Origin of the sequence: Cuspidothrix issatschenkoi CHARLIE-1 (genome assembly GCF_002934005.1) — a bacterium.
Lineage (GTDB): Bacteria > Cyanobacteriota > Cyanobacteriia > Cyanobacteriales > Nostocaceae > Cuspidothrix > Cuspidothrix issatschenkoi.
In genome coordinates this window covers 1-26,984 of sequence record NZ_PGEM01000147.1, presented here as the reverse complement: position 1 = coordinate 26,984, position 26,984 = coordinate 1, and the positions used below count along the sequence as shown (strand labels likewise).

At 37.3% G+C, this 26,984-nt stretch carries 22 protein-coding genes; 12 read left to right on the top strand and 10 right to left on the bottom strand.

The window, feature by feature from the left end; all coding sequences use genetic code 11:
* The 7 genes from CUN59_RS17795 to CUN59_RS17765 form a co-directional block, all read left to right on the top strand.
* Positions 1-524 (top strand): photosynthetic reaction center family protein (locus CUN59_RS17795; RefSeq protein ID WP_497706924.1); only part of this gene is annotated, 524 nt, incomplete at its 5' end.
* Positions 525-662: 138 nt separating this feature from the next.
* Positions 663-1,925 carry an ATP-binding protein gene (locus CUN59_RS17790; protein WP_104389101.1) on the top strand — a complete coding sequence of 421 codons (1,263 nt, stop codon included), beginning with the start codon at positions 663-665 and terminating at the stop codon, positions 1,923-1,925.
* Positions 1,922-2,428 (top strand): hypothetical protein, encoded by a 507-nt coding sequence (locus CUN59_RS17785; RefSeq protein WP_104389100.1) that lies wholly within the window; start codon positions 1,922-1,924, stop codon positions 2,426-2,428. The genes CUN59_RS17790 and CUN59_RS17785 overlap by 4 nt, the downstream gene beginning before the upstream one ends.
* 29 nt (positions 2,429-2,457) lie before the next feature.
* Positions 2,458-2,937, top strand: a complete 480-nt coding sequence (locus tag CUN59_RS17780; protein ID WP_104389099.1) for a GNAT family N-acetyltransferase — start codon at positions 2,458-2,460, stop codon at positions 2,935-2,937.
* Complete coding sequence (locus CUN59_RS17775; protein WP_104389098.1) at positions 2,934-3,596, top strand: ComF family protein; 663 nt, start codon at positions 2,934-2,936, stop codon at positions 3,594-3,596. The genes CUN59_RS17780 and CUN59_RS17775 overlap by 4 nt, the downstream gene beginning before the upstream one ends.
* 49 nt (positions 3,597-3,645) lie before the next feature.
* The gene (locus CUN59_RS17770; RefSeq protein WP_104389104.1) at positions 3,646-4,113 is read left to right on the top strand and encodes a PPC domain-containing protein; all 468 of its coding nucleotides are present in this window, start codon (positions 3,646-3,648) and stop codon (positions 4,111-4,113) included.
* Between the two features lie 299 nt (positions 4,114-4,412).
* On the top strand, positions 4,413-8,504 hold the full coding sequence (locus CUN59_RS17765) for a WD40 domain-containing protein (protein ID WP_104389097.1): 4,092 nt from the start codon (positions 4,413-4,415) through the stop codon (positions 8,502-8,504).
* Positions 8,505-8,611: 107 nt separating this feature from the next.
* Here CUN59_RS17765 and cimA read toward each other — a convergent pair whose 3' ends face one another.
* Positions 8,612-10,210, bottom strand: a complete 1,599-nt coding sequence (gene cimA / locus CUN59_RS17760; protein ID WP_104389096.1) for a citramalate synthase — start codon at positions 10,208-10,210, stop codon at positions 8,612-8,614.
* A gap of 215 nt (positions 10,211-10,425) precedes the next feature.
* Between cimA and CUN59_RS17755 the strand changes: the two genes are divergently transcribed.
* From CUN59_RS17755 to CUN59_RS17740, 4 genes are all read left to right on the top strand, one after another.
* Positions 10,426-10,764 carry a 2Fe-2S iron-sulfur cluster-binding protein gene (locus CUN59_RS17755; RefSeq protein WP_104389095.1) on the top strand — a complete coding sequence of 113 codons (339 nt, stop codon included), beginning with the start codon at positions 10,426-10,428 and terminating at the stop codon, positions 10,762-10,764.
* A 16-nt stretch (positions 10,765-10,780) separates the two neighbouring features.
* Positions 10,781-11,191, top strand: a complete 411-nt coding sequence (locus CUN59_RS17750) for a hypothetical protein (protein WP_104389094.1) — start codon at positions 10,781-10,783, stop codon at positions 11,189-11,191.
* 103 nt (positions 11,192-11,294) lie between these two features.
* On the top strand, positions 11,295-13,295 hold the full coding sequence (thiO, locus tag CUN59_RS22375; RefSeq protein WP_104389093.1) for a glycine oxidase ThiO: 2,001 nt from the start codon (positions 11,295-11,297) through the stop codon (positions 13,293-13,295).
* Between the two features lie 181 nt (positions 13,296-13,476).
* Positions 13,477-15,423: an AbiA family abortive infection protein gene (locus tag CUN59_RS17740; protein ID WP_104389092.1), complete on the top strand. Its 1,947-nt coding sequence runs from the start codon at positions 13,477-13,479 to the stop codon at positions 15,421-15,423.
* Here the strand turns inward: CUN59_RS17740 and CUN59_RS17735 are convergent.
* The 8 genes from CUN59_RS17735 to purC all read right to left on the bottom strand — a co-directional run bounded on the left by CUN59_RS17735 (position 15,359) and on the right by purC (position 24,353).
* Positions 15,359-15,679: a hypothetical protein gene (locus CUN59_RS17735; protein WP_104389091.1), complete on the bottom strand. Its 321-nt coding sequence runs from the start codon at positions 15,677-15,679 to the stop codon at positions 15,359-15,361. The genes CUN59_RS17740 and CUN59_RS17735 overlap by 65 nt on opposite strands.
* 54 nt (positions 15,680-15,733) lie before the next feature.
* The gene (locus CUN59_RS17730; protein WP_104389090.1) at positions 15,734-16,981 is read right to left on the bottom strand and encodes a DNA cytosine methyltransferase; all 1,248 of its coding nucleotides are present in this window, start codon (positions 16,979-16,981) and stop codon (positions 15,734-15,736) included.
* Positions 16,982-16,993: 12 nt separating this feature from the next.
* Positions 16,994-18,151, bottom strand: coding sequence for a lipid-A-disaccharide synthase (gene lpxB, locus CUN59_RS17725; protein WP_104389089.1), 1,158 nt, complete (start codon positions 18,149-18,151; stop codon positions 16,994-16,996).
* Positions 18,152-18,342: 191 nt separating this feature from the next.
* Positions 18,343-19,161: an acyl-ACP--UDP-N-acetylglucosamine O-acyltransferase gene (gene lpxA / locus CUN59_RS17720; RefSeq protein ID WP_104389088.1), complete on the bottom strand. Its 819-nt coding sequence runs from the start codon at positions 19,159-19,161 to the stop codon at positions 18,343-18,345.
* 354 nt (positions 19,162-19,515) lie between these two features.
* The gene (gene fabZ / locus CUN59_RS17715; protein WP_104389087.1) at positions 19,516-20,013 is read right to left on the bottom strand and encodes a 3-hydroxyacyl-ACP dehydratase FabZ; all 498 of its coding nucleotides are present in this window, start codon (positions 20,011-20,013) and stop codon (positions 19,516-19,518) included.
* Positions 20,013-20,855 (bottom strand): UDP-3-O-acyl-N-acetylglucosamine deacetylase, encoded by an 843-nt coding sequence (gene lpxC / locus CUN59_RS17710; protein ID WP_104389103.1) that lies wholly within the window; start codon positions 20,853-20,855, stop codon positions 20,013-20,015. Before lpxC ends, fabZ begins: the two co-directional genes overlap by 1 nt.
* A 299-nt stretch (positions 20,856-21,154) precedes the next feature.
* Positions 21,155-23,551 (bottom strand): BamA/TamA family outer membrane protein, encoded by a 2,397-nt coding sequence (locus CUN59_RS17705; protein WP_104389086.1) that lies wholly within the window; start codon positions 23,549-23,551, stop codon positions 21,155-21,157.
* Between the two features lie 55 nt (positions 23,552-23,606).
* Positions 23,607-24,353 (bottom strand): phosphoribosylaminoimidazolesuccinocarboxamide synthase, encoded by a 747-nt coding sequence (gene purC / locus CUN59_RS17700; protein WP_104389085.1) that lies wholly within the window; start codon positions 24,351-24,353, stop codon positions 23,607-23,609.
* Between the two features lie 803 nt (positions 24,354-25,156).
* On the opposite strand from purC, the gene CUN59_RS17695 reads away from it, so the two are divergent.
* Complete coding sequence (locus tag CUN59_RS17695; RefSeq protein ID WP_104389102.1) at positions 25,157-25,429, top strand: DUF7219 family protein; 273 nt, start codon at positions 25,157-25,159, stop codon at positions 25,427-25,429.
* 159 nt (positions 25,430-25,588) lie between these two features.
* Here the strand turns inward: CUN59_RS17695 and CUN59_RS17690 are convergent.
* Positions 25,589-26,984, bottom strand: a 1,396-nt coding sequence (locus tag CUN59_RS17690; protein WP_133164046.1) for an adenylate/guanylate cyclase domain-containing protein, incomplete at its 5' end; no start/stop codon positions are given.

Sequence of the window (26,984 nt, the reverse complement as noted above, 5' to 3'; positions counted from 1 at the left end):
AAGCAGAACACAACATCTTGATGCACCCCTTCCACATGTTAGGTGTAGCTGGTGTATTCGGCGGTTCCTTGTTCTCTGCAATGCACGGTTCTTTGGTAACATCTTCCTTGGTTAAAGAAACAACCGAGAACGAATCACAAAACTACGGTTATAAATTCGGTCAAGAAGAAGAAACCTACAACATCGTTGCAGCACACGGTTACTTCGGTCGCTTGATTTTCCAATACGCTTCTTTCAACAACAGCCGTTCCTTACACTTCTTCTTGGCTGCATGGCCTGTAGTTGGTATCTGGTTCACAGCTTTGGGTGTAAGCACCATGGCATTCAACTTGAACGGTTTCAACTTCAACCAATCCATCATTGATTCTCAAGGTCGTGTAATCGGTACTTGGGCTGATGTAATCAACCGCGCTAACTTAGGTATGGAAGTAATGCACGAGCGTAACGCTCACAACTTCCCCTTAGACTTGGCTGCTGCTGATGTTGCTCCTGTTGCTTTAACTGCTCCTGCTATCAATGGTTAATAACTAGAGTCTAGTTAAATAGAAAACGCTCTCCGCAAAGGGGGCGTTTTTTTGTTTTGGGAAATAAATTCTGATTTGCTATAGTTATAAAATTTGTATTTTTGCTAAACTAAGCAAATACAGTAAACAAAAATTATTATGAGTCAAATAAAAGTTAAAAATTTTGGACCAATTAAGTCAGGTTTTGCACAAAATAATGGATTTATAGATATCCGCAAAATTACTGTTTTTATTGGTAATCAAGGAACGGGAAAAAGTAGTGTTGCTAAACTAATTTCAACATTAAGTTGGCTAGAAAAACAGTTATATCGTGGAAATTTAGAAATAAAAGATGTGAAAAACTATAATAGGTTTATTAAAATATATTGTAATTATAATAACTTAAAGAATTATTTCTTGCCAGAAACTGAAATTAAATATGTAGGAAATGCTTTTTATTTTTCTTTTGCAGATGGGAAATTAAACATTGATAATATTAGAGAATTAGGATTATACCCCTTTTTTTCTAACAAAAAGGAATATATTGTACCTAAAATTATGTATGTTCCAGCCGAACGAAACTTTTTTAGTGTTGTCAAGGGGGCTGAAAAAGTAAAAGGATTACCTCAATCATTATCTGCTTTTTTTGAGGAATTAGAGCGTTCACAACAGGAATTATCGGGAAGTTTGACCTTACCAGTGGGTGATGTAAAGTTGGAATTTGATCAAAAAAATAATACTTTAAATATTATAGGAAGTGATTATAAATTAAATATTTCCGAATCTTCAAGCGGGTTTCAATCTTTTATTCCTTTATTTTTAGTTTCTAGAAATATTGCTTTATCTATTAGTCAAAATCAAGATTCTTCTCAAAATGAACTTAGTGGGGAAGAGCAAAAAAGGTTAAAAACAGAAATTGAAAAAATCCTGTCTAATGATAATCTTTCTGAGGAACTTAAAAAAGCTGCTTTGGAATTGTTATCTTCTAAATACAAAAATGAATGTTTTCTAAATATTGTTGAAGAAATAGAACAAAATCTTTTTCCACAATCGCAAAAAAATGTTTTATATAAATTATTAGAATTTGCTAATATGACAGAAGGTAATACATTAATTCTTACTACTCACAGTCCTTACATTATTAATTATCTGACATTGGCAATAAAAGGATATAAAGTTTTACAGAAAATTATAAATTTACCAAACAGCAATTTACTAAAAGAACAACTGGAAAATATTGTTCCTCAAGCATCTTGTGTATCTGATGAAGATTCAATTGTATATGAATTAACAGAAAGTGGAGAAATCATCCAACTTTCTACTTATGAAGGATTACCTTCTGATGAAAATTATCTCAATACTTTCTTAGCAGAGACTAATAACCTTTTTGATGATTTACTGGAAATTGAGGAACAAATATGAGTATAAATTTTTTTGATGCTAATTGTCAGAGTCAGACAAATCAGCCTAAATTTGGACTTTGTGATGATCCACCACCTTCAAAAGATCCTGCTTATATTGATATTGATGATTGTAGCAAATGGATTGCTATTGTTGAAAATAATCAAGAAATAGAGGTGATATTTACCGCTATTGATCATTGTACTGAAATTCTCAGATCAGATGGTAAGATGGATAATCGTTGTGATGGTATGCTTACTTACAACAATAATATTATTTTTGTGGAATTAAAAGAGAGAAAGTACACAAATAGTGTTTGGATAGAGGAAGGAGAGAATCAACTTAGAAAGATAATTAGTGTTTTTATAAATAATCATGATTTACAAATTTTTAAATCTAAAAAGGCATATATAGCTAATAGCAAAAAGCCACAATTTCAATATTCACATAAAGAGAGAATGCAAAAGTTCAGAAATGATACTGGTTTTACATTAATCATTCAAAATACTATAAAAGTTTCCTAAATTAAAATACAACTTTATAACCTAAATTTATGTATCAATACCAAGATTTTATCATTCGCAACTGGCAAGAGAGCGATCGCACTTTAGCCTCCCAAGTCATTAGTACTGTATTATTAGAATACGGTTTACCTTGGCAACCGGAAGAAGCAGATAAAGATGTATTACAAATTGAAGCATATTATTTAGCCACTGGAGGTGAATTTTGGGTAATTGAACAGCAAAATCAAATTGTTGGAACTGCTGCATATTATCCCATCAATCGTGGAGAAAAAGCTGTAGAAATTAGAAAAATGTATCTTTTACCAAAAGTACGTGGTTTAGGATTAGGAAAATATTTATTACAACAAATAGAAACCGTCATTGCTTCCCGTGGGTTTGAGCAAATTTGGATTGAAACCGCCAGTATTTTAACTGAAGCTGTTAAACTTTATGAAAGTCATGGTTATCTACAAACAACAGGTGTAGAAACCAGTCGGTGTGATCTAGTTTATGTAAAATATTTAGTATGAAAATATTCCAAAATATTCTTAATCTTTTTCTGCAATCTCATTGTCCTCTATGTCAACGTTCTACACCCAAGGAACTTTGTCCATATTGCACCAAACAAATTCAACATTGTCAAAAGCAAAATCCGGCTTACTTATGGAAACAAGAATTACCTGTGTTTGTGTGGGGAAATTATGGTGGTGCGGTCAAAAGAGCGATCGCTGCTCTAAAATATGAAAATCATCCCCAAATTGGTTATCTTTTGGGACAATGGTTAGGAGAATCATGGTTATTACATTCACCCCAACCACAGCAACAGCTTTTAGTTGTCCCTATTCCACTCCACCCAAAAAAACAAAAACAAAGAGGTTTTAACCAAGCTGCATTAATAGCTGAAGGTTTCTGCAATATCACAGGATGCAAATTAAAAATCAATGGTTTAGAACGGAGTAAAGAAACCGAAGCACAATTTAGTTTATCCGCAGTCCAAAGACAACAAAACTTAGCGGATGCTTTTATTATTGGTAAAGATTTGCGTCATTGTCCCCATATACCAGTATTATTAGTAGATGATATTTATACCACAGGAGCAACCGTCAAAGCCGCAGTCCAGACACTAAACACACATCGAATTCAGGTCTTTGGTGTAGCTGCTATTGCCACACCAATTAAACATAGATAACGCTATATTAAATTAGTTACTCATACTGATGGAAGTAGTGTTGCTATCTATGAACAAAATTTTTACAATTCAGTGCGGAGATATGTTTATTATTTTTGTCACCTTACTAACAATGGGGATATCTATACAAACAGCTTCAGCACAAAATAAATTATACAGTCCTATTCCTTTAACTAAGTTTACAGAAATATCTGATACCCTATCAAATCAGGATATTCCCACAGGACAAGGTGGGTTTGCACGGGATTATTCAGTCAACTTAAATAAGGGTGATAATTTAGCAATTGATTTATCATCAGAAAACTTTGATACCATTATTACACTCTTAGCACCAAATGGATCAACATTAGCAGAAAATGATGATGGTCCTGATGGTACGAGTAATTCCCTCTTATTTACCCGCGTCACAGAAACAGGGACTTATATTATCCGCGTCCATTCCTTTGGAGAAACTGGATTAGGCAAGTTTAAGCTTAAAGTAACAAAATTACAGGAAGTTAAGCATAAAAATCACTGAGAAAGTGACAAATATGTTACAAATTTGAATAAATATTTTTAGGGGTATCTGTATATTGTCGGATCAATTCACATAGTATAATTAATTAGGATTTACGCAAGTGTCACACCAAAAATCTGTTGTAGGGTGTGTCAGATATCAATAATCCGTTTATTGGCAGGATTTATACAGTCTGACGAGGTTGGTGAGCTTGCCTAACCCTACCAATGTGCCAGTTGCATAAGTCTTATTAATAAGTGCATAGGAATCTGGATAGGATTCCCGTATCTACCCTATTTGAATTATATCAGAGGTGCAACATGGAATTTTTTGATGCTTTTGTTTCCTATGGACGCGCTGACAGTAAAGCTTTCGCCGCAAAACTCAATGAAAAATTACTGGCAGAAGGTTTAAATATTTGGTTTGATCAAGATGATATTCCCTTAGGAGTAGACTTTCAAGAACAAATTAATGATGGCATTAGAAGATCTCATAATTTCCTGTTTATTATCGCTCCTCATTCTATTAATTCTCCCTATTGTCTCAAAGAAATTGAACTAGCTATTAAGCTCAATAAACGGATTATTCCCCTACTTCATGTTGAGCAAATTAGCTACGAAACCTGGCAACAAAGAAACCCCAATAAAACTCAAGAACAGTGGCAAGAATACCAACAAAAAGGACTCCATTCTAGTTATCCCAATATGCACCCAGTAATTGGTAAAATTAACTGGGTTTATTTTCGAGAAAATCTTGATGATTTTGACAAATCATATATAGGATTACTCAGCGTCATGAGTAAACATCAAGATTATGTTCAACAACATACTAATTTTTTATTGCAAGCCTTAGAATGGTCAAACAATCAACGTCAAAACCGGCATTTATTAATTGGAGAAGTTAGATCACAAGCGGAAACCTGGTTAAAACAGAAATTTACAAACGAACAACAACCGTGTTTACCCACAGATTTACATTGTGAATTTATTTGTGAAAGCATAAGAAATGCTGATAATTCCCTCAGTCAGATTTTTATAGCTTACTCAGAGCAAGATAAGAAAATTCAAGGTAAAATCAGAAAAACCCTGATGCGGGAAAGTTTCACAATTTGGACAAACAAATCAGATATTAAAACCGGAACTACCTGTCAGGAAATTCATGAAGGCATTGAAGAAGCAAATAATTTTATTTATTTGCTATCCTCCACATCCTTACAATCAGAATATTGTCAATCAGAATTAAATCATGCCTTAGCTAATAATAAACACGTCATTGCTCTATTAACTGAAAAAATTGATATAGAACTAATTCCTCAAGAATTGAAAAACCTGCAATTTATTGATTTTACAGAATTAGAAAATGAAGATGAATATCAGTTAAGCATTAACAAATTACTAGTAGAACTCAAACAAGAAGCATCCTACCATGAGAAACATAAACGTCTTTTAGTCAAAGCCCTAAAATGGCAAAAACAAAACCACAGCCCTAGTCTATTATTACGAGGTTATAACTTACAAGACTTTGAAGCTTGGTTAAAAGTAGCTAAAAAGCACGAAACTTGTCCTTCCTTACCTTTACAAGAAGAATTTATTAATGCCAGCATCAATAAACCTCAAGAATCTGCTTTAGAAGTTTTTCTTTCCTATACTCATAGTGATTTAGACTTAGCATTAAAATTAAATGATGCTTTACAAGAATTAGGAAAAACCACATGGTTTGATCAAGAAAGTATTCCCAAGGAAGTAGATGTTCAGCAAGAAATCTATCGAGGTATTCAAAGTTCAGAGAACTTTATATTTATCATTTCTCCCAAATCAGTAAAAGATCAATCTGCCACTGCTGAATTAGAATATGCTCAAAAATTGAATAAACGCATTATTAGTATTCTCTATCAGCCTTTATCAGAGGATGAACAACAAAAACTTCCACCATCTTTAGCAAGTATTAAATGGGTAGATTTTACTGATGATGAAGGAGAATTTGCGGCTAATTTTCAAGCATTGGTGATGTCGCTGAACACAGATAGAGATCATGTCAGAAGTCATACCAAATGGTCACAACGCGCCCTAGAATGGGAAGAAAAAAACAAAAGTACCGATTTATTATTAAGAGGTAGGGAATTTTCCATTGCTGAAGAATGGCTGAAAATAGCGGAAATAGAACAAAAAAACCCTCTACCCACAGCATTACAGAAAGAATTAATCACTCAAAGTTTAGTAGCAATAGAGGCAAGGAAGAAACAAGAAAAGCGACAATTATTAATTTTAAGATCCCTATTAGTTGGCACAAGTATAGCTTTAGTAGGAGCAATAGGCGGCGGTATTGTGGCTTGGCGAGAGTGGCGACGATCCGAACTCAATCAAGCAGAATCTCTAGCCCATTATTCCCTATCGCTACTCAGCCAACATCGAGAATTAGATGCTTTCATTCCAGCAATTAAGGCTGGAAAAAAGCTTAAATATCATCATGTTTCTAATCCACAGGTAATGAATGCCTTACAAGAAGTGATAAGTCAGAAAAGCGAATTAAATCGCCTGGAAAAGCATGATGGCTTCGTTGTTACTGTCAGTTTTAGTCCTGATAGCCAAACCATTGCCAGTGGTAGTTGGGATAATACTATCAAACTATGGGATGTGAAGACAGGCAAAGAAATTCGTACCCTTTATGGCCATGATGATGCTGTCTATAGTATAAGTTTCAGTCCCGATGGCAAAACCTTAGTCAGCAGTGGTGCTGACAATACCATTAGACTTTGGGATGTGCAGACAGGCAAAGAAATTCGCACTATCCGGGGGCATAATAACTATGTATTTACTATCAGTTTTAGCCCCGACGGCAAAACTTTAGCCAGTGGTAGCTCTGATAAGACTGTTAAACTCTGGAATGTAGAAACAGGCCAAGAAATCCGCACTCTTAAAGGACATACAAACTATGTCATGAGCACTGCTTTCAGTCCCGATGGGAAAACCTTGGCCAGCAGTGGTTGGGACAAAACAATCAAACTCTGGGATGTAGAAACAGGAGAAGAAATTCGTACACTCGAAGGACATAAGAACTATATCTACACTGTTGTTTTTAGCCCCGATGGCAAAACCTTAGCTTCTGGGTCAAATGATAAAACCATCAGACTTTGGGATGTAGAAACAGGTAAAAAAATCCGCACTCTCTATGGTCATGATTACTATATATTGAGCCTCAGTTTTAGCCCCGACGGCAAAACCTTAGCTTCTGGTAGTGCTGACAACACAGCCAAACTCTGGAATCTAGAGACAGGTAGGCAAATTAGCACCCTTCAAGGGCATGATGACTCTGTGAAAAGCGTCAGCTTTAGTCCAGACGGTAAAACCTTAGCCACAGGTAGCTGGGACACCACCATCAAACTTTGGAATGTGGAAACAGGGAAAAAAATATACAGCCTTCAAGGCCATGACAACTCCGTATATTCCGTTAGTTTCAGTCCTGACAAGAAATCTTTGGCCTCCGGCAGCCTGGACGGAACTATCAAAGTGTGGAATTTAGAAACAGGTCAAGAAGTTCACACCCTTGAAGGGCATAATGGCTATGTCTATAACGTCAGTTATAACCCTGATGGTAAAATCTTAGCTTCTAACAGTTGGGACGGCGCCATCACACTTTGGAATCCGGACACAGGCAAAGAAATCCGTACTATCAAAGGACATAAAAAAGCTGTTAATAGTATCAGTTTTAGCCCTGATGGTAAGACCTTAGCTTCTGGGAGTAATGATAAAACTATTAAACTTTGGAATCCAGACACAGGCAAGGAAATCCGTACTATCAAAGGACATAAAAAACCTGTTAATAGTGTCAGTTTTAGCCCTGATGGTAAGACCTTAGCTTCCGGAAGTAATGACACAACTATTAAACTTTGGAGTCCGGGCACAGGCAAGGAAATCCGTACTCTCCAAGGACATAAAGAACCTATTAATAGCGTTACTTTTAGCCCCGATGGTAAAATATTAGCTTCCGGCAGTCGTGATAATACTGTCAAACTCTGGGATGTAGAGACAGGTAAGGAAATTCGGATTTTCACTCTCCCGGGACATGAAAAATCAGTTTATAGTGTGAGTTTTAGCCCCGATGGTAAAACTTTAGCTTCTGGTAGTCTGGATAAAATGATTAAACTTTGGAATGTAGCAACAGGTGAGGAACTTCCCGTCCTACAAAAGCATGAAAAATCTGTTTATACTGTCAGTTTTAGCCCCGATGGTCAGACTTTAGCTTCTGGTAGTGATGATACAACTATCAAACTTTGGACTATGAATAAATTAAGTCCGGACATAGATTCTTTAATGGAGACTAGCTGTAATTGGGTAAGTAATTATTTGGAAAACAATCCCAATGTCAGCGATAGTGATAGAGAATTATGTAAAGGAGTAGGAAGTAAGAAATAGCGAGGAAGGTGACAGCATACCCAGATCCCCGACTTCTTTTATTTATTGTGTCAATAAATGATTACTTGATCTGAGAAGTCGGGGATCTTATCTCCTCACCTGAATTCTTACTTTGGTTGGAAATACAGTAATAACCCATATTCCAAACCTGCAACTACAGCTTGATAGGAAGCTTCTACAATATTTGTAGAAACTCCTATCGTTGTCCAGCGTTTTTGACCATTTCCCGATTCTACCAAAGCACGGGTTTTTGCTGATGTACCTGTATTTCCATTGAGAATTCTGACTTTGTAATCAGTTAATTCAAAATCGGCAATGGGCGGATAAAAATTGACTAGAGCCTTACGCAAAGCAGCATCTAAAGCCGCTACTGGTCCATTACCTTCTGCTGCTTCGAGAATATTTTTACCATTTACTGCTACCTTCACAGTTGCTAAAGAATTAGTAGTTTCTTTCATTTCTACTAAATCACAATGTACTTGAAAACCTTTAACTTCAAAAAACTGTTTGCGCTGTCCCAATGCCTCATATATTAACAGGGCAAAACTAGCTTCGGCGGCTTCAAATTGATAACCTTCACTTTCCAATTCTTTCATTCTTTGCAGAATTTGCCGAGTTTGGGGATCATTTTTATCTAATTCTATTCCCAAAGTTCTAGCTTTAGATAATACATTACTTAAACCAGACTGTTCAGAAATAACGATACGGCGACGGTTGCCCACCTGTTCCGGTTGAATATGTTCATAGGTTAAAGGGTTACGTTCTACCGCAGAGACATGAATGCCGCCTTTATGAGCAAAAGCTGAACGTCCCACAAAAGCAGCGTGTTCATCTGGTGCAAGATTCACAACTTCACTGACAAAGTGACTAACTCCTGTAAGTTGATTTAGCTGGTGTTCCCCAATACAGCTATAACCTAACTTTAGCTGTAAATTAGGAATCAGAGAACACAAATTGGCATTGCCACAGCGTTCTCCATAACCGTTGATTGTTCCTTGTACCATCTTTGCCCCCGCCATGACGGCTGCTAAGGCATTAGCTACGGCCATTTCTGAATCATTATGAGTATGTATGCCAATTTGAGGAATTGTTTTTTGTTCTTGACCAATGACCACTGACACAATTTCTGAAACCTCATGAGGTAAAGTTCCACCATTGGTATCACATAAAACTAACCATTCTGCACCTGCTGTCATGGCTGTTTTCAGCGTCTGTAAAGCATAATCGGGGTTTTGCTTATAGCCATCAAACCAATGTTCAGCATCGTAAATCACACGCTTGCCTTGAGAACGCAGATACTCAATGGTATCGCCAATCATGGCTAAATTTTCATCTAGGCTGGTCTTGAGTCCTTCTATAACGTGCAAATCCCAAGATTTACCGAAAATTGTCACCCAGCGCGTACTGGCGGCTAAAATAGCTTCTAGCATGGGTTCATCTACTGCCTTGGTGTAGGGACGACGAGTAGAACAAAAGGGAACTATTTCCGCCTGTTTGAGAGGTTTTTGTTGCAGTTGCCAGAAAAATTGTACATCTTTAGGATTTGCTCCTGGCCAACCACCTTCAATAAAGGGAATCCCTAATTCGTCTAGTCTATAAGCAATGCGTAATTTATCTTCTATGGATACTGACAGTCCTTCCCGTTGAGTTCCATCACGGAGAGTAGTGTCATAAAGCCAAAGTTGATTTGAGAGAGTTATGGTCATAATAATTTCGTGAACATAGTCAGGGAAGTGGAGGAGCAGAGGGACGGGGAGCAGGGGAGCGGAATGTGGGATATATTATTCTTTTTCCTCTTGCCTTCTGCCTCCGGTGGGTGAGCGAAGCTGTGGCCTTAGCCATACCACTGCCTCCTGCCTTTTGCCTCTTGCCTATTTCCTGTTCCCTGTTCCCTGTTGTAATTTAGTTTGGTAATTTCAGTATGCCAAAGGTTCTAGCTCAAGGTAAATTAATTGAGTGTGAAAGCCAAGTCAATTTAAGAAAAGTGCTGCTAATACATGATGTTGACCTGCACAATGGTGGTTCTCAGGTAATAAATTGTAGAGGTCTTGGCACTTGTGGTACTTGTGCGGTTAAGGTAGAAGGCGAAGTATCAGCCGCGAATTGGCGTGATCAAACACGGCGTTCCCTTCCTCCCCATTCTCCTGCGTCAGACTTGCGTTTAGCTTGTCAAACACAGGTTTTAGGTGATGTAAAAGTAACTAAATTTGATAGGTTTTGGGGTCAAGGTTCTGAATTAGTTTGGACACCAGAAGGTTAACAAGGAGAAAGATAAGATGGGCAGATGGACACCCTTGATTTTAATGGCTGGCGGTGCGGCAATTTTACTAGGTACGTTGCTAGGAATTAACTTTCCTATGGGCGGACAACAAGGTGCTAATTTGCCACCAGGACGCAGAGCATCTAGTGTTCTTCCCGCTAATATTAATGTCAATAGCACTGCAAACAGAAATAACTCGGAAAATAATGCCACTAATGATTCCGAAACTACTGGTAATGGTAATCGCACCAGTGTAGCTCAAAGTAATGCTTCTACTGGAACTCCAAATAATTCTGGGGCTGCACAAGAAACAAGTAGGGGTAATGATAGTTCCACCGAGAAAACTTCTGCTACAGAGAGTAGTTCTAACACCACTACCGCCAGTAATAATTCTCCTAATAAAAGACCAATTACGGCTTTATGGTAAGGCAATAGGCAACAGTGTTTTTTAACTAATGACCTAACCAATTACCAATTACCAGCCCTGATAGGTTATTAGTTATTTACTAAGGACGAATAACTATTAACTAATGACTAGCGATGTTTTAATTATTGGTGGTGGTATTATCGGGTTGGCTTGCGCTGTAGAGTTGAAGTTGCGGAGTGCAAATGTTACTGTACTTTGCCGTGATTTTACTGCTGCAGCCAGCCATGCCGCCGCGGGGATGTTAGCACCTGATGCGGAAAATATCACTCATAAAGGGATGTTATCTTTGTGTAGGCGATCGCTTGCTTTATATCCTGACTGGATCAACAAATTAGAAGAACTAACAGCCAAAAAAGATTTAAACAATACAGGTTATTGGCCTTCTGGCATCCTTGCACCAGTTTATCAGGAGGCAGAAGTTAATCTCCCTATTTCCCCATCTTTCAAATCTCAAGGCTTTTGGTTAGATCAAGATGCTATTAATCAATATCAGCCGGGATTAGGGGCTGATGTGGTTGGTGGTTGGTGGTATCCTGAAAATGGCCAAGTTGATAACCAAGCTTTGATTAAAGTTTTGCGGACTGCGGCTGAGTCTTTGGGAGTAGTTTTCAAAGATGGAATTACGGTAGATGCTATTTGTCAACAACAAGGAAAAGTTATAGGTATTCAAACTAACACAGGCTTAGTCAGGGCTGATCATTATCTTTTAGCTGCTGGTGCTTGGGCAAATCAATTATTACCTTTACCTGTGCGTCCCCGCAAAGGACAAATGCTACGGTTGCGAGTACCGGAATTTGTAAAAGAGTTACCCTTAACACGGGTTTTATTTGGTGAAAATATTTACATTGTTCCCAGGCGAAATCGTTCTATAATTTTAGGGGCGACAAGCGAAGATGTGGGTTTTACTCCCGATAACACACCAGCAGGAATTCAAGGTTTACTAGAAGCTGCAACCCGTCTTTATCCCCAATTAGCAGATTATCCCATTCAAGAAATGTGGTGGGGTTTTCGTCCTACTACCTCCGATGAATTACCGATTTTAGGTGAAAGTCATTGTCAAAATTTAACTTTAGCTACTGGTCACTATCGCAATGGAATTTTGCTTGCACCAGTTACGGCCGTGTTAATGACGGATTTAATTTTGTCACAAAAAACCGATCCTCTTCTCACTCATTTCCATTATTCCCGCTTTCAGAATAAACCCTTTCAAACTCAGTCATCTACGACAACATCCATGTTTACACACTCTGCTAATTTCACTAACGGACATAGTAAAGATTTGTCTCTACCATCTACTGAACTACAACTACAAGATTCAGGATTAATTATTGCTGGTAAAACCTTTCAATCTCGCTTAATGACGGGAACTGGTAAGTATCGCAGTATTGAGGAAATGCAGAAAAGTGTCGCCGCTAGTGGTTGTCAAATTGTGACTGTAGCTGTGCGACGAGTACAAACCAACGCACCGGGACATGAAGGTTTAGCAGAAGCTTTAGATTGGGGTAAAATCTGGATGTTGCCGAATACTGCTGGTTGTCAAACTGCGGAGGAAGCAATTCGGGTGGCACGTTTAGGACGGGAAATGGCCAAGTTATTGGGACAGGAAGATAATAATTTTATTAAGTTAGAAGTTATACCCGATATTAAGTATTTATTACCTGATCCCATAGGTACTTTGCAAGCTGCGGAACAATTGGTAAAAGAAGGTTTTGCGGTACTACCTTATATTAATGCTGATCCAATGTTAGCCAAGCGGTTAGAAGAGGTCGGTTGTGCGACAGTAATGCCTTTAGCCGCGCCCATAGGTTCTGGACAAGGGTTAAAAACTACTGCCAATATTCAGATTATTATTGAAAATGCCAAAGTGCCGGTAGTGGTAGATGCGGGTATTGGTGCGCCTTCGGAAGCTGCACAGGCAATGGAATTAGGTGCGGATGCGTTATTAATTAATAGTGCGATCGCCCTGGCTGAAAATGCCCCATCAATGGCTTATGCGATGGGTTTGGCAACTGTCGCAGGTCGTATGGCTTATTTGGCGGGTAGGATGCCAATGAAAAACTATGCTAGTGCTAGTTCTCCTTTGACGGGGACTATTACTGGGTAGTTAATATTTGGGAGTTAATCTCTCAAATTTACTGTTATTGCAAGAATTTTTTAGATAATTCTCTGCCAGCCATAGTAGTGAAGTAATTATTTGTTATACTACGACTAACAAATATAACATAGGATCTTATCCTTACTTATTTGTATTGGTTGTACAAAGCAATATCTCAACTTTATAATCTATGGCTGATAATAGTAAAACCCAACTTGGTTATTTTATAAATTATTCACTTTGGCAAGATGCTCTTAATCTATTAAATTTTCAAATAAACCAGAAACAGACTAATAGACACTACTATACTCTGAGTATGTTTTACTATGAAAAGCTTGAAACGTCATGCCTAAAGATTGATGAAGAGTATTACAAAAGAAAAATAGCAAGTAGTCTTTTCTATGGATTAGAAAAGGAGTTTGCAGTCTTTTCTTATGTTATACCTAAGCCAGGACTTGGACTGAGAGATTACAAATTTTTTACTTATCCGATGCTATTAGTGTATTATTCTGTAGGTTTATATTTACTCAGATTGTCTCAATTATTTATAACTGAAACACATAACAAAATAACAACTGTGAAAGCATTTTATGGTGGAAAAATACTATATGATAATGATAATAAAACTATTAATTTTAAACCTGAGAATACATACTATAGAAAATTCCATGAACAATTTAAGGCAGAAATAAAACGAGAAACATTAGGCGAGAAACCTAATACAATTATTATCAAGCTCGATATAGAAAATTATTTTAATGAATTATCAGTACCTAAACTCTTACATTTGTTGCATCTTTTTATTAAGCCTAGTATTCAGATGAATATGCATTATGATAGTTTTACTAGAGAGCAAATTATTTGCTTGTTTCAATTTATATCAAATGGCAAATCTGGTATTCCCCAGTCTGATAATAATATTATTTCTAACTTTATTGGGTATCTTTATCTTGTTTTTGGCGATTTATTTATAGATAATATATTAAAAACATATAGAGATTACATTGAAGTATATAAGATTATTAGGTATACAGATGACATACATATATCAATGACCTTTAAGCAATATATTAATGAAAAAAAACAAGGTGAGATTGCTCATGTAATAGCATCTCAGATTGCAGAAATTTTATACGATGAACTAAATCTAAAATTAAATCTAAAAACAAGGTTGTTTCGTTTGAAAACTGAAAAAGAAAAAAAAGAATATTTGAAAACATCAGGAAAGATGTCACCTGGTAATGAATATATAAATTATGATAAGGAAGAAGATGACACATATTTTTCTGGTGAAGATATTGATCATCCGCAAGATAAATTAGAAAATATTTTTAAAGAACTAAGAAAAATAAAAAGGTCAAAAATAGAGGATTATTTTGTAAGAAATGGGTCGGTTCAAGAGGAAATTTTACAAGAAGTATTTAATAAAAATGTAGAAAAATTACTTAATAAACCAGATAATAAAAGTAGTGTTATAAAAATATTTGAGAACTTTAATTTCGATCTAATCAAAGTTCAACCTCTGGAAATATTAGTTATAATTTTCAGTAATGAAACAGCAGTTAATAATTTACATAAATTTCTTCTTAACAAAAAAATAATTACCACAAGTGATGCTGATTTAATTATTAAATTTCTATGCCAAACTAACTTTTCTGATGAGAATTTAATTTCTCAACTTAAAAAAAATAATCACACTAAGAAAATTGCAGAAGTTTTCTTGAATGCGAAATTAAATTGTGATATTCCTGGTTATCACCGTTTAAGCTGTATGCAAATGAAAAAACTTTCAAAGATGCCAGATGTAATTGAGCAAATTCGTTTAAGAGTCTTGAGTGAAAGAAGTGGTTCATATTCCGTTGCACTTAATCACTTAGTAAACGAAATACAAGCGGTGTGTGTGAAACTGGAACAAAAGGATAAAAAGGAGTATGATGTTAATAAATTAGTAGAATTTATTAATTCTAAGCACATACCACATGAAACTTGTATAACAATAAGAAATTTATTTGATCGTAGGAATAATAATAGTGTTTCCCATCCAGGTTCTGATAATAGTATTGCTTGGGAGGTTACTGAAGAGGAATATTTAAACTACTATGAACACGTAGGTAAGTGCCTAAACTTTCTCCTTTAGAACAATAATTCCCCGTACCATTTAATTCAATTATCCACTCTAAACCTATGGGAGCGGTATCTATAATAACTTTAGGTAGTGGTTTTCTAAATCTAAAAGCATAAAGAATATCTCCTAAATTTTTTGCAGATTGAATACCCAACTCTTGCGCTATCTCTGGAAGTTCATTACGATTAAATTCAAAATAATCTAATCCTATTTGGTAATAGCGTTCAAAAATTCCAATAATAACAGAGTTATATAAACCTTCTTTCATTCTTGTGATTCTTTGTTACTAAATAATGTACTGTATTAGCTAAATGCTAAAGATTCATTTTTTTCTGGTTCTTGGTTCTATAACATGAGGGTTAACTCCAAAATATTTTGCTGCTGCTGACATATCAAGTGTTAATAAATTAGGTTCTCCTAAATCTTTAATACAGTTAGTTTCAGAACATTTGATATCTAAAACTTGCATAATTTCCTCTGCTACTGCTTGCGCTAGAAGCGGCGGTACAGAATTACCAATTTGTCTAAACCCGTGCCATTTTGTGGGATGAAATCGAAACCAGTCAGGATAGGAATGTAACCGCGCAGCTTCCCTAACGGTGATACATCTGGGAATAAAAGGATGTATGGGACGAGGAGAAGTAAATGCACCTTTATTGCTTGCTGTTCCTGCTCTCAAAGTATTACATAAACCATCGGGATTAAGTTTATGAAAACGACTAATTGGTTCGATTTTACCATGGGGTGTAGAGGCAAATCTTTCTACAGATTCGGGTGAATGTTTGGTTCTTAAACTTGATGTAAGTAATGTAGGATCATATTGACGTTTATAGCTATAGTTATTTTCCCATTTTGCCAAATTACGCATTTTTTTAGCATAATTGCTAGGTTTACCAAACTCTGCTAATATCCAATCTTGTTGATATAATTCGGCATATTTTTCAATTTCTGGCAAATCTTGCAATGCGTCCCAAACTGTAGGAGATTTTTGATGAGGGAATGTAATTTTTTCTGGGTATTTTGGTAATTCTAAATCTTGACGACAACCAAGTAAAAATAATCTTTCTCGATTTTGCGGCACTCCATAATTAGCAGCATTTAAAACTTGATAATTATGATTAACTTGATAACCGCTTGCGGAAAATTGATTAATGATTTCGGCAATAAATTCTTTGTGTTTACCTACTGTCATTCCTTTGACATTTTCTAAGATAAAAAATTTAGGGTTTAATTCAACAACTAATCTAATAAAATGGAAGACTAAGGAGTTTCTGGGATCATCAAAAGCACGTTTTCCAATTAATGAGAAACCTTGACAGGGTGGTCCGCCAAAAACTACATCAATTTCTTGATCAGCAATTTTAGAATTATTCCTAATTTCTCTTCCTGTCGTGTCTTCTACACTTTTACATAATACAGTCCAAAAGGGAAAGTTAAATTTATGAATTGCACAATGAATTGGATCTATTTCCACAGATGCAAGGACATCAAAACCAGCTTGTTCAAAGCCTAATGTCATCCCTCCTACACCTGCAAATAAATCAACTGCAATTGGTCGTTTTTTTACCATTTTAACTATGATCTACTTTTTCATTGCTAATATTTCTTTTGCGGTGCGATCGCACACTCCTAATTCTCCCAAAGAATCACGCATTTGTTGATAATTTTCTAAAGTATTTTCTCTATTTTTAGGATTTAATAATAATTCCATAGCTGCTTGGGTAATGTTTTCTGGTGTAGCTTGTTCCTGTAAAAATTCGGGGACAATTTCCCGCATCACAACTAAATTTACAGGTGAAGCAAAGGGAATTGAACCTTTAAGAATATTACGGGCGATCCAAGCGGTAAAAGCATGAAGACGATACACTACAATTTGGGGAATATTTAATAATGCTAGTTCTAAATTGACAGTTCCCGATTTAGTAATGGCAAAATCAGCGGATGCAAAAATATCCTGTTGCTGACCTAAAACAATTGTAGCATTTAACCCATATTCTTTAATTGCTGCTGTAATTGGTTTTCTAAATACTTCCAAAGATAGGGGAATCCAAAAATGGACATTTGGTAATTTAGATTGTATATTTTGGGCTGCTTGAAAAATAACTGGTAAAAGATATTTTAATTCTTGATGACGGGAAGCTGGTAAAAGTGCAATTGCTATTTCTTCGGTTTTAATTCCTAATTTCTCCCTCGCGGTTTCTCGACTGGGTGCATTTGCCATTCTATCAATTAAAGGATGTCCCACCCAAGAAACATTTGCCCCATGTTCTTGATAATATCGCGCTTCTTCTGGGAAAATTGCTAATAGTTTATCGGTAAAACCAACAATACGGTTAGTATTCTGAAAACTCATTGACCATACCCACTCTTGAGGTGCGATATAATAGGCTACAGGCACATCAGGCAGATTTTTCCTCATGTATGTACCAATGCCCAAATTTGGACCTAGATAGTCAATTAATACTACTAAATCCGGGAGATTTTTTTCTAGATAGGCGATCGCTTGCCGTTGTACTCTTAAAGTAGGAATCACATAGGGCAAAGATTCAATCAAACCCATTGAACCAATACCGCTAGTATTTCCTAAAATTTTCGCCCCAGCTTGCGCCATTTTCTCTCCACCCAAGGCGACAATTTCTAATGTTAATCCCGCAGCTATGGCTTGACGGTGAAGTGCTGCAATTAATAGCGAACCCTGTAAATCTCCAGAAACTTCGCCAGTGCTAATAAATATCCGCATTTTGGAATTTTAGATTTTAGATTTCGGATTTTAGATTGTTTAGCATTCTTCAGAGTAAATGATGAATGTATTCACAATAAACATCTTCAAAATTGAAATGTGCATTTTGGAAAATCTTTGTAGAGACGTTCCATAGGTAGGGGTTCTTGTCTCTACTTATTATTGGCAATTGACCATTCATTATTCACAAATTATGATTCATCAGTGACAGATAGTTTGCCTTTTCCGGGAATTAAACCCCGTCTTCCTGACATTTGGGAAAGTAATAAGAAACGGCGAAGATGAATTAATTCTTTCGTATCTGCCAAAGTTTCTAACTCTTGCAAAGCATCTTTAAATAACAACTCAGAACGATACAAAAGACGGAAAGCTTTTTTAATTAATTGCAAATCACTATTAGGCATTCCCGAACGTTTTAATCCTACCAAATTGAGCGATCGCACTTTCGCCGGATTTCCTTCTACTAACATATAAGGAGGTACATCTCTATCAATGCGAGTCATTCCACCCACCATTGACATTCCGCCAATATGGACAAATTGATGCACACCTAAAACACCACTGAGTCTAGCTCGTGATTCAATATGTACATGACCAGCCAAAGCGACAGAGTTAGCAATAATAACAGAATCTTCAATCAAGCAATTATGACCTACATGAACATAAGCCATCAATAAATTATCATTACCGATCACCGTCGCCTCACCTCTACCAGTAGCGCGGTTAATCGTCACGTACTCCCGAATAAAATTATTATTGCCAATTTTTACCCAAGTGGGTTCTCCCACGTATTTGAGGTCTTGGGGTTGCATACCGATAGCAGCGCCGGGAAAAATCTGATTTCCCGTACCAATGTCACAAGGCCCCTCTAGGACAACATGAGCGCCAATTACTGTGTCCGCACCAACTCTAACATTCGCTCCAATCACAGCATAAGCACCGACTTGCACTGTTGGGTGGAGTTCCGCATTAGGATGGATGACAGCAGTTGGATGAATAAGTGTTTTCAAAGGTGAATCTCCAAAACTAAGTGCTGTGTATTTAATGTTTCAATCAAGAAACCTGTCTGGCAAAGTAAGTTATGTGTGAGGATAACGAAGGCAGGAATGTTGGATTTTAGATTTTAGATTTTGGATTGTTTTTGTTAAGTAGCTGGCTGCAATTAAATATAAAATCTGGGATGGGTATCTTGCCCGTCAACAGGCTAGAAGCCTGTTCCACTATCTTAATAATTAATTAAGCCTACTTACTTATCTTCAATCTAAAATCTAAATTTTAAGTTTGAGTTTATATCTCATTCAACTGCATACCGCGATAACGAAAAATTTAGAATACCTAGTCCCTATTCCCTGCTATAATGACTTTTAACTAATCAGAGAAAACATAAGTTCTCCTTGAGCAGCTAGTTGCCCGTCAACTTCGGCCCGTCCTTGCATTTTCCCGAAACGACGCTGCTTCACCCACAACAGTTCCACAGTCATCACCAGTTGATCTCCGGGAACAACTTGACGACGAAAGCGGACTTTGTCAATGCCAGCAAATACAAATAATCCCCCTGGGGCTTCGGACATTTGCGTCATGACAATACCCCCAACTTGTGCCATAGCTTCAATAATTAGCACACCTGGCATCAGCGATCGCCCTGGAAAATGCCCTTGAAACTGAGGTTCATTAAAGGTAACATTTTTAATACCTACCGCTTTTTTACCAGGTACATAATCAATAATCCGGTCTACCAGTAAAAATGGATAGCGATGGGGTAATAGTTCCTGAATTTCCTCGATACTGAATGTAGTTTTAATTACCTCTGGTTCGAGAGATGTATTCACTTCCGTAGAATTAGTTTCAGCAATAGTGGACATTAGTTGTACTGTTCTAAAATTTTCCTGGCCAGTTGAATGTGTAAATTATGACTAGCTTTGTAAGCCAAAAAATGAGCCACAGGGAAAGTTCCCAATAAACTCAAATCTCCGACTAGATCCAAAATTTTATGACGAACTGGCTCATTTGCAAATCGTAATGGTGGATTTAGCCAACCTTGCTCCCCACAAACTAGGGCATTATCTAAACTACCACCTTTAATTAATCCCGACTTTTGCAAATGTTCAATTTGATGCTGTAAACCGAAAGTTCGCGCCGGGGCAATTTCTGAAGCAAAGCAGTGATCGAAATTCCTAGTGAACAACCAACTATGCCATTGATTCCCAATTGCTGCCAAATTAAAATCTATACCATAGCTAAATCGGGTTTCTGGAGATGGCAGGGCGCACACAAAAGCATCACCATGATAAATCCAAATAGGTTCAGTAATCACTAAAGGTGTATTAGCATCATTCTCTGTTTGCGATACTAAACCGACCTTAGCAATACTTTCGCACCAAACCTGCGCCGAACCATCTAACAAGGGTACTTCTGAACCATCAATTTCAATTCTGGCATTATCCAGACCCATAGCCGCTAAAGCCGCTAATAAATGCTCCACGGTGCGAACATAACAATCATCTTTGCCCAATTGCGTAGACAGCACAGTTTCATTCACAGCCCCAACCTGGGCGGGAATAATGGGTGAGTTAGGTAAATCTACCCTGACAAACAAGCGTCCACTTCCCGGTGGTGCAGGTAATATTCGCACTTGAGTATGTACACCACTATGCAACCCCACCCCCGACTGAGAAATTTCCTCAGCTAAAGTATGTTGTTGTATCATCTCACAATCCTAATATGGTAGAAAGCAGAAGGCAGTGGTTCGGCTCCTTTAGACTTCGCTCGGGGCAAGTCGCTCACCAACCGGAGGCAGGAGGCAGGAGGTAAAACACCATTGGTACTTGGGTTTTGGTTGTTCAGTTTGTACCTAACGAATCTGCAATCTGCTGTATTGTTATAACTATTACTCATATTTTCATCTTCAACAACAACCCTGATTGATTTTTTCTGGAAAACAGTATAAAGGCAAAGGAGTCAGAAGTCAGGCGTAAAATACGTACCAACTGACAACTGACCAATTTAAAATCTTTCCCCAATACCGAAATTGATGCGACTATCACCATCATCAGTGATACCGTAGTCTATGCGAATTGGTCCAAGTGGTGATTGTACACGCAAACCTAAACCATAGCCATAACCATTGCCATTTTTATTTAACAATTGTGCAGCTTTGGTACTCGTTCCTAAATCACTACCATAATCAAAAAACAGTGCACCACTGACCACAGAGAAAACCGGAAAGCGATATTCCACAGCAGCTTGGACATAACTGCTACCAGTTCCTAGTTTGCCCTCATCATAACCACGGACTGAGTTACTACCACCCAAGGTAAAAGCCTCATAGGGAGGTAGATCACCTAAAATTGTCCCCCCTTGGATGTTAAATGCTAAGGTTTCCGGCTTTTTGCTGAAGCCAGTAAATTTTACAGGCAGATAGTAACTATAGTTACCACGCAACCTAGTCATTAAAATACTTCCTGAACCAATAGGAACAGATTGATCAATGCCAAAACTGAGGTAAGAACCTTGAGTGGGTTGTAAGCTACTATTGCGGAGATCTCTTTGTGCACCCAGCTTTAATAACAACAAATCATCTTCTCCCGAAGGGGAAAAAGTCAGGGGAGTTGTATCACTCAGGCGGTTGCCATTATCATCAAATATTGCCCCTTCCTTTCGCAAATTACCATCAGCATCTCGGCCAGAAATCCGTTGATATTGTACTCCTAAAGATGCAAACCATGTTGACTCTTTGAAAGGATTAGCGGACAGGGGACGGCTAAAGGTTATACCACCACCTAAGCGAGTCACACGAGGGCGATCTTGCTGAGCAGCATTCGTGGTATTATTCGGATCAAAAGTTTCAATGTTCTTATCTTTACCCTCATAAATCAGGGAAATAGAACGACGACGGAAAATATTGGCTGTATATGAAGTCCGGTAAGGATCACCACCAATCCAAGGATCGGTAAACCGCAAATCAAATAATAGTTCCCGTTCCCCTAGCTGGACTTCAGTTCCCAATTTTTGGTTTCTCCCCCCCAGGTTTTGCTGCTGATAGCTCACAGTACCAAATAAACCACTAGAAGAACTGATACCAGCACCAGCCGCAATAGAACCGCTACTTCGTTCTGCGACATTGATCACCACATTCACTTTACTAGGATCAGTTCCAGGATCAAGGGAAATATTCACATCTTCAAACAGTCCTAGACCAAACACGCGCTGTAAGTCTTTTTGGACGATATTGCGATTAAATACCTGGCCAGGTTTTAATTCCACTTCCCGGGTGACAATATAATCTTTCGTCCGGCCGCGAATGGGTTCGCCTTTATCGTTTACGTCTTGTCCGTCTTTGCTGCGGAATTTAACTTTAACGTTTTCTACTACACCTTCCACGATTTGCAGGGTAACAACTCTATTATCGCCGATCTTAGGTGCTCCAATTAAATTGGCCAGGACATAACCTTGATCTTGATAACGTTTGGTTAGTTCCTTGATGCCCTCTTGTAATGTGCGCAGATTGAGGATTTGTCCATATTGGGTCTTAAATATTTCCTCTGCTGTATTGCTAGGCAGTACAGAAGCTACACCAGTACCAGGATTGGCTTCTATTTCCACTTTGCTTAATTTAGGATTGGGAGTAACTACAAAACTCACCCGCACACCCAGAGGCGTATCTTCTGGAAACGCTTGCACGTTGGAGAAATATCCAGTTCTAAAAATAGCATTAATATCTTCTTGCAGTTGGGAACGGGTTGTGATTTGTCCAGCTTGGGTGCGAATAGCGTTGTAAACTTCAGTTTCTAAGTTAACTTTTTCATCTAAATTGGAAACGCTTTCTCCTTTGTCTGATTTAACTACGACTTCCGAAACCAATACTCGCGCTTCTGGTGCTTCGGAATTAGGGGATGTTTCGGGGTTGATAGCGGGTGTAGGTTCGGGTGAATTGGGACTTTCCGAACTGGGTTCAGTTGCTTGGGCGGTGATGGGGAATATTTGATATTTGGGCGTGACCACAGCTACCTTATTACCCATGGAGATAGGTGCTGGTTTGGGAATTTTAATACTGGCTAGGTTCAATTCACTGGCAGAAAGTTGATTAACCCGACGTTTTGGAGTTTCCTCTAGAGTGGGAACAATTACAGAAGAGGATACAGATAAGGCTGTTTTGTCTTTTTTCTGGTTTAAGACTTTAATCAAGGGCGAAAATCTGTTAGATTCTGATTCTACAACCACTCCCACAGGTGGGAGGGCGGATGGCTGACTGATATTGGTATTTGTTTCGCCTGTTAAGACTTCTGTTGTTTGTGGGGCAACAGATATAGTTTCTTGGGCATTAGCTCTGACAGAATTGGCTAAAGGAACTGTAATGGCTACCATGGCCATTAATCCGGGTGTTAAACTTGTTTTAATCATATTTCTCTTCACTACCACACACCATTAATTATTTAGTCGTTAGTCATCAAAGAAGTTAATTACCCGATTTTTTCCCTTCTACTATTTTTAATACTCTTTGTAGAACTTCCTGATAGGCATTTTCCACATTTCCCAGATCACGACGAAAACGGTCTTTATCCAAAATTCGCAGGTTGGGATCTGCTTGGGTTGTATCCCATAAACGGCAAGTATCGGGACTGATTTCATCGGCTAACAGTATTTGTTGTTGGGAGTCCACACCAAATTCAAGTTTAAAGTCTACTAGGGTAATTTGGCATTTTTGCCAAAACTGTTGGAGAAATTTGTTGATTTCCAATGCCAGATGGGTAATTTGTTGAACTTGTTCCTCTGTAGCTAGTTTTAGGAGAAATAGGCGATCGCGTGTCAATAGAGGATCGCCTAAGTGATCATTTTTATAATAAAATTCTACTAAAGGCTGTGACAAAATTGTACCTAGTTCTAATCCAGTTTGCTGACATAGACTCCCAGCAGCTATATTTCTGATGACTACTTCTAAGGGAATAATGTTCACCGCTTTTACTCGCATTTGATGGGGGGCAGGACTATCAATAAAATGGCTTTTAATCCCCTCTTTGGCTAATTGTTGAAACAGGTGACTGGAAATACTACAGTTGATTACACCTTTATTCTCAATGCTGCCACGTTTCTGAGCATTAAAAGCTGTCGCATCATCTTTGAAATCAGCTAATAAAACATCGGGATCTTCCGTTGTATACAAGACTTTCGCCTTGCCTTCGTAAAGTTTAGAATTCACAGACATGGTAGTAGATAATATTTTTCGTTAATGGAGATTTTGGACTAAATCGGCTTTACCATTTTATAGCAGGGAACAGGGAACAGGGAACAGGGAACAGGCAAGAAGACTAGTGAAGTGTACTGAGTCTTATTAAAAATTCAAATAGGAGTCCTGTATGTATAAATGCTAAGGTTGACTTGATTTATTTGTTTGAAATTATACTTTTTTGAACTAATATGTTCCCTGTTCTCTATTCTTTCGTCTCAACCAACAATTTAAGTGCGTGACGATACAGAAATATAGATGAATAAATGGTAATTTATGGGTTCAATAATCTCCTTGTCTACTACCATATATCTAGTCCAACCAGGAAATTTTGCCAAACTACTCCAAAAAAGAATATATTAATAGTCTACTCATGGAATGCAAGATACAGCAGATGATAAGTAAATCAACTACATACTGAAAACGAAAACAAGATTAATGTCAGGCTATCCTATCAAACAGTAAGTAATTTAGATTAGACAAATTCTAAATTCTGCTGTAATTTTATAACTTAACTCACTGCAAAAATTAACTTTAGTATGTAGTAGTAAAGTTGTTTAATTTTTAAACCTAATCACTAATTTTAAATAAATAGTATTAGGTTTATAATTATCCAAAAGCTACAGCGTAATATCTAAAAACATAAAAAATCGTTTTTACTTATTTTTGTCAATGTTTGAGTTATAATATCTATTTCGATCAGAAACAAAAGAAATAAACAGCGATGTATGGCTTTCGCCATGGTGCGCTATCAGCAAAATATATATAGATTAGTGAAGTATATGGAGAAAAAAATAGTCAGTAAAGAAGATTTTCTCTATCCCCGTGGTCCCTACTATGGTCATGTCAAACCAGAAAATCTGGTATTTAATGCAAATTTACAGGAATTTGCCCAAAGAATTAGTTATATTTGTAACTTAGAAACTGGTGGTAAAATTTCACCAGAAGAGGCTTATGAACAAATTAAATTACTTTGGAAACAGTTAAAACACTCCAAAAAAGAATTAAAAATAGGTCAAGAACCTTTTCAAAATAATGATTCTGGAGAAAGTTGAAAAGATATGGTAGGTAACGTTTGACGGTTGACAGGGAGAGAAATTTATATGGTTTTTTCTCCTGCACCCTTGCACCCCTGCACCCGGTCGGTGAGCGACTTGTACTGAGCTGGCGATGCCCTGATCTAGTCGAAGGGTCGAAGTAAGCCGAACCGCTGCTTACTTTGTAATCATTGTCCACACACCATCCCAGGACTTTGGCGGTGGTATTTGTTTGTATCTGTAGGCGCGTTCTAAGTGGATATTAACAGCTTGGTCTGTGGGTTTAATGGCTCTGGCGGCTTCAAAACAGGTAATCGCTTGACCAAATTTCCTTGATGTATAGGCATTGCGTCCAGTATGATAATGATGCAAAAATTCCTGGGTATTAGCATCTAGAGGTGTGGAGCAATCGCCGATTAATTCGTAAATATTGACAGCTTGATGTTTACCTTTAACGCGAATTTTATCTAGCTGACGTACCCACAACCTATCAGCACAGTAATTATAAGTAAATTCACTGATAATAATATCACAACCATATTCTTTTGTCACTCCCTCTAAACGAGAGCTTAAATTCACCCCATCCCCAATTACTGTATAATCCATACGTTTTTGAGAACCAATATTTCCAGACACTACTTCCCCAGAACTAATACCGATACCAATGCGAATTTGTGGTTGGGAGTGAAAAATCCGTTTTTGATTAAATTCTTTTAATCTTTGCCGCATATCCAGGGCTGATTTTACCGCCAACCAAGCGTGATTTTCTGTCAGTGGCAAAGGCGCACCAAATACCGCCATTAAAGCATCACCAATAAATTTATCTAAAGTCCCTTCATAATTAAAAACCGACTCTACCATGGTTTCAAAATACTGATTTAGAAGTGATACCACCTCTCCTGCACCTAAATTTTCTGTCAGAGTTGTATAACCCCGAATATCAGAAAACAAAATCGTCACATCTTTCCGTTCACCTACCATTAAAACATCTTGTCCCAAAGCCATGACCTGCTCGGCAACTTGAGGATTAAGATAACGGTACATGGTACTTTTCATCCGTTTTTCTCGGCTGATATCTTCCAGCACGACTAAACCACCACGGACTCCACCTTCAGGGTTAGTTAAGGGATTAACAGTTAAATTAATACTTCTTTCTAACTTCTGTACCATATCCGTACTGAGTAATTCAGATTGAGAAGTTAGAGATTGATTCCAGGGAATAAACATATTGGGGTTTTGGCGATCGCTCACAGCTAAAATTAACTGTGAAGTTTCATCATTTAATTTTTCATATAAACCTACTATTAAACTTTGTTCAGGTACATAATGTTTAGCTCCATGTTTCAAACTATCTTCTAGACGCATTTGCAAATTTTCAATTGGTACAACATTCCAAACTTGGCGACCAATCAAATTTTTTTCCCATAGGAGTTTATTGTTTTTATTATTAGCCTTCCTCACGGGACAACCTAATAATTCCAATGCCGCATCATTAATAGTGACAATTTGACCAAGCATATCTGTAGAAATTACCGCATCAGATAAACTTTGGAGGTATCCCCTCAATATATAG